Here is a 12,571-nt window from a genome sequence, read left to right on the forward strand (position 1 = left end):
TGCATTATCCTTCTATCGGTGAAGCCACATCACGAACCGCTATTACCCGGGATCACTGATTTTTTAACAATGTCCGTGCCCTCTCGATTATCGTATCCCGGTTTTTTTCCCTGTCTTCTCCCAGCATATCCACATAGATATCGGGTTCTACTCCAAATTCAATATGCTCTTTCTCCGCATTGAACATGGGGGAAGCTGAGAAACGGACCGACCAGCCGTTAGGCAGTTCGGAGGTGAATGGCAATCCACTGCCTCCACCTGTCTTGTCGCCCATGACAGTTACATTCGGGGCGTATTTCATTATGCTGACAAATTCATTGGTAGCACTGTAACATCCTCTGTTGGTGAGAACGACCACCGGCTTCTGATAACGTACCCTGTCGGAACTCTCCACATATTTCGGATACAGGGAGGAGAAATCGTTATGACCGGGTCCGACTTTATGGGAAATATAACCGATAAGCCGGCGTTCGTTAAAAAAGCGGCTTGCAATCCTTTCCACATTGGTAAGGCTCCCTCCTCCGTTGCTTCTTACATCAATAATAAGTCCCTGGCAAATAGCCATCCTGTTCAACACCTGATCAAGATTCCCATGTCCCACATCATTGGAAAAACTTCCGTAATAGAGATAACCGATGTTGTCTTCCAGTATCTTATACCTCATTCCGGAGGCAATACTGTAATCTTTCCCGAGATAATATTCCTGGATAGATGAGTCAAAATTAGCAGGATAATCGTCCTGCCATTCCCAATAACGGGTTACATCATGGGCAGCAGATAAATTTACATGTCCGTCCTTTAATTCTGCGAGCATCTGTCCCATGAGCTTAAAGAGGGCATCATTGTCCATCTCGGAAGTAATGCGCACGCTGTACTCCTTATACACTTCATCCCAATCGATATCCTTATATTCAAAAAAACAGTAATTCCTGTCCAGAATAGTCCATAATGCATCGAAATTACCTTTCGGATGGTTATCGAATTGCATACCCATATCACTACAACCCAGCCAAAAGACAAGTTGCAATAATAAAAGTGCAGTGTACATTCTCCTCTTCTTCATGCGCATATTGAATAGGGGAAGACAGTTCCAATTATAGAATGTCCCGGGCTATATGAGCCGGACAGTATAAAGTTTATCCGCAAGGGATCTTACTCACTCTCCTTCCGTGGCGTCCTCCTTCAAAAGGTGTATTCAGAAACATCACCAGTATTTCATAGATTTCCTCCTCACTGAGCAATCTGCCCGGCAGTGCGAGTACATTTGCATCATTATGTGCTCTTGCCAGGAAAGCCACTTCCGGATTCCAGCACAAAGCGGCACGGACTCCCTGGTGTTTATTCAGCGCAATGCTGATTCCTATTCCTGTTCCGCAAATAGCCACTCCCGGGTAACATTCGCCGTTCTCGATGGCCTTTGCCAAAGGATGCGCAAAATCGGGATAGTCACTGCTTTCTTCAGAGTAGGCCCCAAAATCCCTGTAAGGGATTCCTTTTTCTTCAAACACTTTGATGATGAATTGCTTTACTTTATAGCCCGCATGATCGGATGCCAATCCTATAGGCTTTTCTGAATTATCGAATAAAGACATGTTGATCAGTTTAAGTAGGAACGGTCATCCGCTATAATCGCCGACAACCGTCCGTGCCTTTTTATTATAACAGTTTTTTCACCTGTTCGTAAACATTCTTACCGGTATATCCCAGTTTCTCGTCGAGGACCTTATAAGGCGCAGAAAATCCAAAAGACGTCATTCCCCATACTGCTCCGTCAGAACCGACCAACCCTTCCAGGGTCACGGGAAGTCCTGCAGTAAGGCCAAACTTTTTCTTTCCTTTGGGTAACACGGAATCCTGGTATTCAGGGGATTGAGCTCTGAATAATCCCTCTGAAGGAACGGAAACTATGCGTACCTTCACTCCATCGGCGCGTAACAGGTCCGCTCCTTCTACCAAAGTAGCCACTTCCGATCCTGATGCAAGCAATATCACATCATAATTTGTATCGTCCTGTACAATATAGGCCCCCTTTGCTGCGTTCAGCGCTTCACTGAAACGCGACTCACCGGCCGGAAGGTCTTTGATATCCTGACGGGAGAGGATCAGACCTGTCGGCGTCCCACTGTTTTCTATTGCCATTTTCCAGGCTACGGTCGTCTCATGGGCATCGGCAGGACGAAGCACAAGCATGGAGTTTTTACTGTGATGATTCTGCAATTTCTCCAGCAGGCGTATCTGTGCCTCTTGTTCTACCGGTTGATGGGTAGGTCCGTCTTCCCCCACACGGAACGCGTCATGCGTCCAGATAAAAATGACTGGTGTTTCCATTAACGCTGCTACCCGAATGGATGGTTTCATATAATCGGAGAAAGCGAAAAATGTTCCGCAAGCAGGAATAACACCTCCATGAAGGCTCATTCCGATGCACAAGCAGGACATGGTAAATTCAGAAACTCCAACCTGCAAGAAAGCGCCTGAAAAATCATCCTTTGCAAAAGCTTTCGTATATTTCAAAAAACCGTCTGTTTTATCGGAATTGGAAAGGTCGGCAGATGCCACCACCATATTTTCCACCTGTTTAGCCAATTCGCCCAACACAGCAGCCGAAGCTGCACGGGTGGCGCTATTCGGTTTTTGCTGAATAGTTGACCAATCGATTTGCGGCAGTTCGCGTGCAAACCATTTACGTTTTTTCTCCGCCAGTTTGGGATTGGCTTTGGCCCATTCCTCCTGCTTCGCCCTTTTTGCCGATACTATTTCTTTCAGTTGCTCTTTCCGTCCGGCATACAGTTTTTCCGCCTCCGGGAAGATCACAAAAGGATTTTCGGAATCACCGCCTAAATTTTTGATCGTTTGGTCGAAATCAGCGCCTGCAGCACTTAATGGTTGTCCATGTGTAGATACCTGGCATTCGAACGAAGTACAGTCTGCCGCCAATGCGCCACGTCCCATCACGGTATCCCCTATGATCAGTGTCGGTTTCTCTTTTTCGGCTTTCGCCTCTGTCAATGCACTGCGGATCTCCTCCACATCATTACCATCGATAGATATCACTTTCCAATTCCATGCTTCATACTTTTTGGCCACATCTTCACTGGTGACTACGTCCGTAGTAGTGGAGAGCTGTATATTGTTAGAATCATAAAACATGATCAGGTTACCCAATCCCAAATGGCCGGCAATACGCCCTACTCCCTGAGAAATTTCTTCCTGGATGCCTCCGTCGGAGATATAGGTATAAATAGTATGATCTACGATATCTCCCAACCTCGCCTGCAAAAATCTGGCTGCAACAGCCGCCCCGGCTGCGAAAGCATGACCTTGTCCCAACGGACCGGAGGTATTCTCTACACCCCGCATCACATCGATCTCAGGATGCCCCGGTGTGGGACTACCCCACTGACGAAACTCTTTTAATTCATCCAGGGAAAATTTGCCGCTGAGACAAAGCACAGAATACAGCATCGGCGACATATGTCCCGGATCAAGGAAAAACCGGTCTCTTGATTCCCATGTCGGATCTTCGGGATCATATTCTAAAAACTCAGAAAAAAGGACATTGATAAAATCGGCTCCCCCCATTGGTCCGCCGGGATGGCCTGATTTTGCCCGCTCTACCATCGATGCCGAAAGAATTCGAATATTATCGGCCGCTTTGTTCATTAAGGTGTTATCGTTCATAAAATATCGGTAAAATATAAAGTCTTAATTTACAATTCACATGTAATTTAATATCGAAAGGGTTATTATTCACAAAGGTAATTCTTTTTTTAATTTTCAGACTGAAATAATTGATATGTTTGAGACTTTTTTTGGCATGATTTCACGGATTTTCATGCTAGCTTGCCAATCTTACCGGGGAATATTGCTATTTTTGCGTGTGATGAGTTTAAGTAAAAGCAAAATAAAATATATCCGGTCGTTGAATGAAAAGAAATTTCGCAACGAACACAATACTTTCGTGGCCGAAGGAACAAAACTGGTTTTCGACCTGATAGCCACCTGCCGTTGTCAACTTATTGCGGCACTACCTTCCATCTTATCGTCTCATCCCGAATTAAAGGCAGAAGAGGTTATCACGGCGGATGAAAACGAATTAAAAAAGGCTACTTTTTTAAAAACAGCACCGCAAATCATAGCCGTCTTTTATCATCCATCGCAAAAGATTGAAAAAATTGATTTCGATAACCGGTTATGCCTCGTACTCGACGGCATTCAGGATCCGGGCAATATGGGGGCCATTGTCCGTATTGCCGACTGGTTCGGAATTGAACATATCATCAGCTCTTACGATACGGTGGATATCTTTAACCCTAAAACCGTACAAGCTACCATGGGAGCCATTGCCCGGGTAACTGTATTTTATACCGATCTTGTTGAGTTCCTGCGACAACAATCGCATCTTCCCATTTACGGCACTTTCCTGGAAGGGGATGATATTTATTCTACTACGCTTTCCGATAACGGTTTCATTGTTATGGGAAGTGAAGGCAGGGGTATTGGCAATGAAACGAAGAAGTTGATCAACAAAAAACTTTTTATCCCGAATTTTCCGGAAGGAAGAGCTACTTCCGAATCATTGAACGTGGCAGCAGCCACGGCTATCACCTGTGCGGAGTTTCGGCGTAGGGCACGGTAGTTTTTCCGGATAACCGCCCCCTGCTCGGCTATACACAGGATAAAGCAAAAAAAAAAATCACGTATGTAAAATACGTGATCACCTAAAACAAATCTAAAAAGGATAAAAACTCACTTCCGTGAGAGTGGGTGGAGAACGGGGCTCGAACCCGCGACCTTCGGAACCACAATCCGACGCTCTAACCAGCTGAGCTACATCCACCGTGTTTCAAATCGAGTGCAAAGGTACATCTTTTTTCTAAATTCTCACACAAATCAGCAAAAATTTCCAGTCCAAAATTTTTAAATTCACAATAATGGTTATCTACCACATGTACCAGCGTTTAATAACATATCATCGCTATCCGTTATAAACGCGATCATTAAAAATCTGCTGCAATTCCGTCAGGTATAATAACATAATAGATTTCATTCTTGGATTGAGGCCTCACATCTGATGTAATATGCACCGTTACATCGGTATTTTCAGAGGTGATATAAGCGCAATTTGGGGTATTTCCATTTGGTTCCTCAACACCAGAGATAGGTTGATGAGCCCTAAGGTATGTCAATGGAATTGTTTTATCACCGATCATCGGGCGATGAAATGTTATCGCAGCTTCAGGCACATGCCTAAAGCCATCCTTAAAATCATATGTTTCGACGAAGGCATGATTTCCACTTCTCCATTCAAGCTTTTCACCGGAGAATAACAAACGCCCTATCCGAGTTACCGTGCCATCCTTTTTGTCGGTTACCATCATACAGACCCAGGAATGGGATTCCCCTTTGAACTCTATAGTCTCTTCCTTGACCAATGATAGCGTATAGGTTCCTTCCGTCCATTCATAAGGCCGCCTTACACTGCAAAACTCCCCTTCATATCCCGCACTCTCGCACAGTCCGTTCTCGTACATCTCCACGTATTCCAGGCCTATGGGAGTTACGTGGTCACGACTCCAACGAGAGAAAATACCTCCTTTGCCTCCACCTACCCTTTTAGTCATCTCTTTGGTAGTAAATCCTCCTATATTAGTCTGAATCCCGGCATAAAATGTCTCACCGTTAAAAGCGCCGTTAAAAGGGGCTATATAGAGAAAATAATCTGTCGACACGTCCCGGTCAATCGTTATATCCATATCTATCCGCTGGAAATCGGGTATAGAGTCTGCATAATCCCAACTGAGCACCATCAGATGCCAGGGAATTGATGGAAGCGTTATATTCTTCAACTCTGCGAGTTCATAAATGTCACCTTTAAATTCATTTATTGTGCCGGCATATTCTTCCATCCTCTGCTTCTTTCTCTCTTTCTGTATCAAGAGAAACGAATCCAGAATTTCAACCGTTTTCAAACCATTTTCATTATCTCCTTTATTGAAATACAGAGACTGCAAGAAAGGTATCATATCATCTTCAAACACACTTCCATAATATTTTTCCAGAAACAAAGGCAACTGCTGGAAAAAGCTATCCGGCCTATCCAGATGCATACTTGTCAGAAGGCTATAAGAATCTGTAGTAAAAGGGTGATAAATACTGTCTTTGTGGTGGTCGTAAAAATTGATTGCCTCATCAAATCGCGATCTGTATAACATATCTACCAATTCCTGATCGTAATTTCTCGTTTGAGAAGAAAGAGAAAGTGATCCGAAAGCAATTAACAAGACCAGAATAATGTGTTTCATACTACTTCTTTTAAAAAGTTGATATATCTTTTACCTTCAAGATTAACGGAAGATCATTTTTTATTAAAAGTTAACCAGGCACAATGTGGCTGAAATATAGAGCAATAAAACGACAAAAACAAATTTTTATATATTTTTAATCAATCTATGGAAATATATTGACAATTTACCCATTCACAAAAATCAAAAGATTATGATTGCGAAGAACAACCTGAACCAATACCTGCGAACATAAGATTTTTATGCTTCAAAACAGTAAAATTTCCTCTGATATATTCTTCTTGCACGAAAAAATATTATATTTACAGAATATTAGATGCGCCTCGGACAAGCTCAAACGAGTTTGGCTTGTCTCTCGGTTTTCACTATATTTGAAGTTGTTTTAATCAAAAAACGAATAGACTGTGTCAAAAAAAGTCAAACTGTCCGTATTGGGAATATCTTTCAGTCAGGTGCAGGCCGGAGCTTATGCACTTATTTTTGCGGAGGAGAACGGTATACGCCGGCTACCGATTGTCATTGGTACACCTGAGGCACAATCCATTGCCATTGTAATGGAAGGGATTATCCCACCCAGACCTCTTTCGCACGACCTTATTTGTTCTATCTGGAATGAACTGGGGATTGAATTGTTGGAAGTTTTGATCCATAAGTTTGAAGACGGTGCATTTTTCTCGGAATTACTACTATTACAAAACGGCAAAGAGTATCGCATCGACTCCCGCACCTCCGACGCAGTAGCATTAGCGATCCGCACCCACTCCCCGATTTTCACGACTGAGGAGATCATGCAAAAGATGGCAATCGTTTTCGATGAGCAGGCACCCGCAAGTTCAACAGAGTTGGAAAGTAGTGAACCCGTTCAGGGGGACGAGGAATTATCGGATCTAAGATTGGACACTCTTAAGAATCGTCTTAACGATGCAGTGAAGGAGGAGAATTACGAACTGGCGACCCGCCTGCGTGATGAAATAAACCGAAGGGAAAATAAATCCTGAACCCAGGCTTATGGCTGACACACTCTTCTATTCACCCACTATCCTGCAAAGTTGCCGACTTCCAGAAAAGGAATCACAGCACTGTGTAAAAGTACTTCGTATGCGGGAAGGGGACAAGTTAACCGTCACCGACGGGAAAGGTTTCTTTTACGAATGCATACTTATCCAGGCCAATCCAAAGCAATGCATGGTGAGTATTCAAAACAGCATTGAGAAACCTAAAGGGTGGGATTATAATCTCCGGGTGGCTTTTGCCCCTACCAAACAGATGGAACGGAACGAATGGTTTGTGGAAAAAGCCGTAGAAGTAGGGATTGATACCGTTATACCGATTCTCTGTCACTATTCCGAACGAAAAGATATCAAAACAGAACGTTTGGAAAAAATTGCCGTTTCGGCAATGAAACAATCACAACAGGCTTTCCTTCCTGAGATTGAAAAGTTAACAGGATTCAAGGATATCATATCCCGGCCGTTTAACGGTAAAAAATTTATTGCCCATTGCTATGATCTTCCCAAAGAACCACTGGCACAACACTACAAAAAGGGTAAAAATGTCCTTATCCTTATCGGGCCCGAAGGAGATTTCAGCCAGGAGGAGGTAGAAGAAGCAATTGCTGCCGGTTTTGAACCTGTCACCCTAAGCGAATCGCGGCTTCGGACTGAAACTGCCTGCCTTGCGGCAGTACAGACTATACATGTGATAAACTCCCTATAATAATCTATCCCCAGACAAATCATCTTGCCACAGCAGCTTAATATGTGCTTTCTACCGTAACTTCTTTTTCCAACCGGATTATTTTGCCTGCGCTGGTAACACCTTCGCCAATGACCTGATAAGTGGTCGGCGTATCGGCAGAATAAAACTCCACCCATGCTTCTCCCTCCTTAGAGAACTGCACATTCGGTCTCCAATAGATTGTAGTGCGGAGATCGGGTGATGATGACTCTTTCTGTTCCTGCGTTTCATAAGCCGGTGTATAAAATTCTGCAGGAAGCTGATAGCCCAAGGGTTTTATCCTGTCGATATTCAACGATTTTACGTTTTTCTGAACAAAGCCACGTTTTGTCGTTATTACAACAGCACCCTCGGTATTAGGAGCATAAGTAAACAAGCCCAAATTATTTTTAAGAACAAACAAGTTATCGACATCACCTATATCAATCGATTCAATCTGGAAATTTTCGTATTTTACACCATCAATAATAAATAACACGGGTTTATCAGATTGAGTAGTGGTCACTTTATCGAAGCCACTGACAACCAGACTGGGGTTGGAGACCAACAACGATCGGAAGCTACTGTAATTCCGTTTTTCCAGATCTTCCGCAGTAACCAGTCCCGATGCATAGAGAGAAGAATAGTACATTGATTCTTTGTATTTTTCTAATTTTGGAGCAGAGACAGTAACCTCTTCCAGCATAATTGTACGTATGCCGTATTTCAAACTATACTCTTCATTGGCTTTCTTCATATAAGCGTCTAAATCAACAGTCGGCTGACCAGTCGCCAGGCTGCGTATGGGAATAGTAGAAAAAGTGTAATCAGGAAAAGTTTCCTGGTCTAAATGAATAATATTACGTCTTCCTCCTTTCTTGCTCAATGATTGTACCGTAATTTCGGTGTTTTCAGGATATTCCACTTTAAACATAAAGCGCCCTTTCTCATCTGCCTTCGTTGTTTCCCCGCTATACAGTGAATCCAGGGTGGCATACAGGCTAATCTCTCCTTCCTTCAGACTTCCAAATAAAACTTCTGATCTTCCACTTATTTCCTGAAATTCCTCAGGACGAAACTGATCGGGAACAGCTATATTTCCCTTAAGCACTTCAGGGATATCGTATCGTCTCCACCCTTGGGTCAGCATTAATGCATCGAGTGCATATTTATCCGCAATAGCATAGTCTTTAAAATAACTGGCGGGTGATTCTATAAAACCTTTCAGTTCTGAAGAGAGTAAAAGAGTAGAAAGCAAGCTGGTTGTCGTGTCCTGGCGAACAGCGTTTTTATCGGTCACAGCCACTGCTATATTGTCGGAGAAGGCAATTGTGTCGGAATCTGCCAGTCGCAGCCTGAGACGGATGAGTTGCCTCCGCTTGTATGCCGGGGATGATAATTCGGTATCCAAAGCAGCAAAATCATTCGGATTCAAATTAAATACCATCCGCTCGCTGAGAATTTCATTCTTATTACTCAAGAGGAGAATGCTTATGATTCCGGTTGGGAAATTATTAGCAGCAAAGGAATAGGTTCTTGATGGGTTTTCCCAAAGCTGATGGAAATAAACTACGCCTTTGTTGTGTACCAGGATATATACGGGATCATCCGGCACCGCATTCCCTCTCAGCATCGAGACTACGATTCTATTTTCGCCGGTAAGCCTGGCAGAAACCGTTCTTGAGCGAAAGTCGGGAATAGGGAGATCTATCCGTTTTGTATCACTGGTTTTCGTCTTGCAGACAGCGTAATACTTTTCATTTGCCTGGGGAATAAAATTAAAAAAACCCATACCGAATTTCAAGGCTCTGAATTGTACAATCTCCTCGTCTTTCGAATTGAACAGGGTACCGGTCACCTCTTCACTCAATCCTGAAGGATTAATGGCTTTAAAACCTACCTGACATGTCTGACCGGGAACGAGATAACCTCCCTCGGGGTGGAAGGTGATGTCAAAATCGTTTGTATCATACGGTATCGGATAATATTTGTTATATTTTCTTCCGTTATGTACAACACCTAACAGCAAATTGCGGTTATTCCTTTTCCTTGTGAATAAGAAATCCCATTTAAAATTGCTGCTACTATCCGGAGAGATTCTTCTTTCAGCTTCATCTAAAAGTTGAAAAGTCACAATGTCGGGGGTTATGGTATCTTTGCCTGCAGTATCTACAAATTTGAAATTCACATTTACCCTGTTTCCGTTTACCACAAAATTGGGGACAGGCTCAATCTGTAAGGAATAAGGATCCAGCACCTGAATTGTCTTCTTAAAGAAAGCCTCGTTCCCCTGATTTTTCATATACCGGGTGTATGCCCTTATGGTATAATTGCCTTCCGGAAGCTCTTCATCCAGATCGAGATAACCCGAATAAACACCGATGCTGTCGGGTCTGATTTTGATCCGCTGTATCATCTGGTCAAAAGGACTGAATAATTCAACATACACATACCTGCTTAAAAAAGCAGGCATATTGGTGGTCGCTTCAACCAGATGGCTTCGGAGCCAAACACGTTCGCCCGATAAATAAGCAGATTTATCCGTTTGGACGTGTATTTTTTCATGGGAAAACCTTGCCAGTTGTTCCATAAACCGATTGGTCACCTCATCCGGCTCCTGGGCGAAAATAATCCCGGAAATACTCAAAAGAAAAAGGATGGAGATTAACTTTTGCATGATACAAGAAATTTATTATCAATCACTAAGGCAAATATAGGGCATTTTTCCGACAAAAGTAAAGGTTTCGACGGATTTTACATTTCCATAGAGTAAAGTCTGTCTCTTTTTGACCTTATCAGACTTCTTTCTTTACCGTGCAGGAAGAAATGATATTTTTTTGTATTTTTGTCTTAATATTATGCTTGGGTAAATATTTTTTTCGTTTCAGCACTTTGATAATCAAAATTTTGCCCGAAACATACAACTTTTATTAATTTTTTAGGTATTACTGCAATGAAAAAGAACCTTCTTATCCTCGCTTTTGGCCTGTTATTTCTTGCAACAGGTTGTAATGTTGACAGTGCGAAAAAAGAGTTGCCAAGAATTGCCATCGCGGGCATTGCCATCGAGTCCAGCACATTTTCACCGGCGGTGACACATGAAGAGGCTTTCAGAGCGCGCACAGGAGAAGAGATATTCTCTTACTATCCCTTTATGTCCCCCGACTCGGGAATAATTAACCGTGCCGAATGGCTTCCCACCCTCCGCGGACATGCCATGCCTGGAGGTATTGTCACACGCGAGGCATATGAATCGTTGGTGATAAAGACTTTGGACATGTTGAAAGAGATATTGCCTTTGGACGCAGTTTTCTTCGATATTCACGGCGCAATGAGTGTACAGGGGTTAGATGATCCGGAAGGTGATTTTCTGGTTCGCATTCGTGACGTAGTAGGCACTGATGTATTGATCTCCACATCGATGGATCCGCACGGAAGTGTCTCACCCCGCCTGGCACAGAATACCGACCTGATAACCAGCTACCGGCTCTCTCCCCACGAAGATGCTATCGAAACGAAAAAAAGGGCCGTCACCAACCTGCTCGACAGGCTGGAAGGCGGAAAGGGAAAACCAGCTTATAAAGCGTGGATTCCTGTTCCTATTCTGCTCCCGGGTGAAAAAACAAGTACCCGCATCGAACCGGGGAAAACTCTTACCGGCCAGATTCCCGGGCTGCTTGAAGAGGATAAGGTGATCGATGCCTCCGTCTGGTTATCTTACCCCTGGGCTGATGCACCGCGAAACCATGGAGTGGTAATGGCATATGGAGACGATAAAGAAGCAGTAGCCAGGGTAGCTGAAAAGCTGGCACATCATTTCTGGAACGTAAGGAAAGAATTTGATTTTGTAGCTCCCACTACTTATCTGGATAATGCATTGGCACAAGCATTGGCAAGCGATAAAAAACCATTTATCATTAGTGATATGGGAGATAATCCTACTGCCGGTGGTGCGGGAGATGTCACCTGGACATTGCATGAGCTTTTCAAACGCCCCGAGTTCCGGTCGTCCGGGAACAAAACTTTGATCTATGCATCCATTCCCGGTCCGGAATTGGTCAGACAAGCCATTGAAGCAGGGATTGGCGGACAGGTAGATGGTATGGCGGGTGCCGAAGTGGATAATCGTTATGCGCCGCCAATTCGCCTGAAGGGAGAGGTGACGGCCATTGATGAAGATGAAGACAATGCCAAAGCTGTGGTGAAAAGTGGCAATATCTACACCATTGTAACGGAAAAAAGGACGGCCTATCACTACGAGAAGAACTTCACCGACCTGGGATTAAATCCGAGAGAAACTGATATTTTAGTGGTGAAGATAGGATACCTTGTGCCAGAATTGTACGATATGCGCGGCGATTGGGTGATGGCGCTTACACCCGGTGGTGTGGATCAGGATCTGTTGAGGTTACCGTATGAGAGAGTTCAACGCCCGATCTATCCGCTTGACCCGGATATGGAAGATCCCGATCTCAGTGCACGGTTTATTCCTCTTTCAGACGAAATAAAAAGATAAAGTGATTTGGAAAAATGATATTGCAGAATTAATT

Annotated in this window: 9 protein-coding genes and 1 tRNA gene; 4 read left to right on the forward strand and 6 right to left on the reverse strand. The window is 43.6% G+C overall.

The window, feature by feature from the left end; genetic code table 11:
* Nucleotides 1-52 precede the first annotated feature (52 nt).
* The 3 genes from F597_RS0111515 to F597_RS0111525 form a co-directional block, all read right to left on the reverse strand.
* A complete protein-coding gene (locus tag F597_RS0111515; RefSeq protein ID WP_026327377.1) occupies nucleotides 53-1,063 on the reverse strand; it encodes a S41 family peptidase in 1,011 nt (336 codons plus the stop codon).
* 73 nt (nucleotides 1,064-1,136) lie between these two features.
* Complete coding sequence (rpiB, locus tag F597_RS0111520) at nucleotides 1,137-1,592, reverse strand: ribose 5-phosphate isomerase B (RefSeq protein WP_019539898.1); 456 nt, start codon at nucleotides 1,590-1,592, stop codon at nucleotides 1,137-1,139.
* 64 nt (nucleotides 1,593-1,656) lie between these two features.
* Nucleotides 1,657-3,681, reverse strand: coding sequence for a transketolase family protein (locus F597_RS0111525; RefSeq protein WP_026327378.1), 2,025 nt, complete (start codon nucleotides 3,679-3,681; stop codon nucleotides 1,657-1,659).
* 202 nt (nucleotides 3,682-3,883) lie between these two features.
* Between F597_RS0111525 and F597_RS0111530 the strand changes: the two genes are divergently transcribed.
* On the forward strand, nucleotides 3,884-4,639 hold the full coding sequence (locus F597_RS0111530) for an RNA methyltransferase (RefSeq protein WP_026327379.1): 756 nt from the start codon (nucleotides 3,884-3,886) through the stop codon (nucleotides 4,637-4,639).
* Nucleotides 4,640-4,765: 126 nt separating this feature from the next.
* Here the strand turns inward: F597_RS0111530 and F597_RS0111535 are convergent.
* Nucleotides 4,766-4,841 (reverse strand) — tRNA-His (locus F597_RS0111535).
* A gap of 159 nt (nucleotides 4,842-5,000) precedes the next feature.
* Nucleotides 5,001-6,305: a hypothetical protein gene (locus F597_RS21650; RefSeq protein WP_019539901.1), complete on the reverse strand. Its 1,305-nt coding sequence runs from the start codon at nucleotides 6,303-6,305 to the stop codon at nucleotides 5,001-5,003.
* Between the two features lie 404 nt (nucleotides 6,306-6,709).
* On the opposite strand from F597_RS21650, the gene F597_RS0111545 reads away from it, so the two are divergent.
* Together F597_RS0111545 and F597_RS0111550 are read left to right on the forward strand one after the other, a co-directional pair.
* The gene (locus F597_RS0111545) at nucleotides 6,710-7,303 is read left to right on the forward strand and encodes a bifunctional nuclease family protein (protein WP_019539902.1); all 594 of its coding nucleotides are present in this window, start codon (nucleotides 6,710-6,712) and stop codon (nucleotides 7,301-7,303) included.
* Nucleotides 7,304-7,313: 10 nt separating this feature from the next.
* Complete coding sequence (locus F597_RS0111550) at nucleotides 7,314-8,021, forward strand: 16S rRNA (uracil(1498)-N(3))-methyltransferase (protein WP_026327380.1); 708 nt, start codon at nucleotides 7,314-7,316, stop codon at nucleotides 8,019-8,021.
* A 37-nt stretch (nucleotides 8,022-8,058) separates the two neighbouring features.
* Here F597_RS0111550 and F597_RS0111555 read toward each other — a convergent pair whose 3' ends face one another.
* A complete protein-coding gene (locus tag F597_RS0111555; RefSeq protein ID WP_019539904.1) occupies nucleotides 8,059-10,698 on the reverse strand; it encodes an MG2 domain-containing protein in 2,640 nt (879 codons plus the stop codon).
* 276 nt (nucleotides 10,699-10,974) lie between these two features.
* On the opposite strand from F597_RS0111555, the gene F597_RS0111565 reads away from it, so the two are divergent.
* Entirely contained in the window at nucleotides 10,975-12,537 is a 1,563-nt protein-coding gene (locus tag F597_RS0111565; protein WP_019539906.1) for a M81 family metallopeptidase, read from the forward strand.
* The last annotated feature ends 34 nt before the right edge of the window (nucleotides 12,538-12,571 follow it).

This window comes from Proteiniphilum acetatigenes DSM 18083 (assembly GCF_000380985.1).
Classification (GTDB): Bacteria; Bacteroidota; Bacteroidia; order Bacteroidales; family Dysgonomonadaceae; genus Proteiniphilum; species Proteiniphilum acetatigenes.

What these genes read in the sequence shown, in the direction of transcription:
- rpiB (WP_019539898.1), bottom strand. Translation starts at nt 1,592, where the DNA reads ATGTCTTTATTCGATAATTCAGAAAAGCCTATAGGATTGGCATCCGAT.
- F597_RS0111555 (WP_019539904.1), bottom strand. Translation starts at nt 10,698, where the DNA reads ATGCAAAAGTTAATCTCCATCCTTTTTCTTTTGAGTATTTCCGGGATT.
- F597_RS0111565 (WP_019539906.1), top strand. Translation starts at nt 10,975, where the DNA reads ATGAAAAAGAACCTTCTTATCCTCGCTTTTGGCCTGTTATTTCTTGCA.
- F597_RS0111550 (WP_026327380.1), top strand. Translation starts at nt 7,314, where the DNA reads ATGGCTGACACACTCTTCTATTCACCCACTATCCTGCAAAGTTGCCGA.
- F597_RS0111525 (WP_026327378.1), bottom strand. Translation starts at nt 3,681, where the DNA reads ATGAACGATAACACCTTAATGAACAAAGCGGCCGATAATATTCGAATT.
- F597_RS0111530 (WP_026327379.1), top strand. Translation starts at nt 3,884, where the DNA reads ATGAGTTTAAGTAAAAGCAAAATAAAATATATCCGGTCGTTGAATGAA.
- F597_RS0111515 (WP_026327377.1), bottom strand. Translation starts at nt 1,063, where the DNA reads ATGAAGAAGAGGAGAATGTACACTGCACTTTTATTATTGCAACTTGTC.
- F597_RS21650 (WP_019539901.1), bottom strand. Translation starts at nt 6,305, where the DNA reads ATGAAACACATTATTCTGGTCTTGTTAATTGCTTTCGGATCACTTTCT.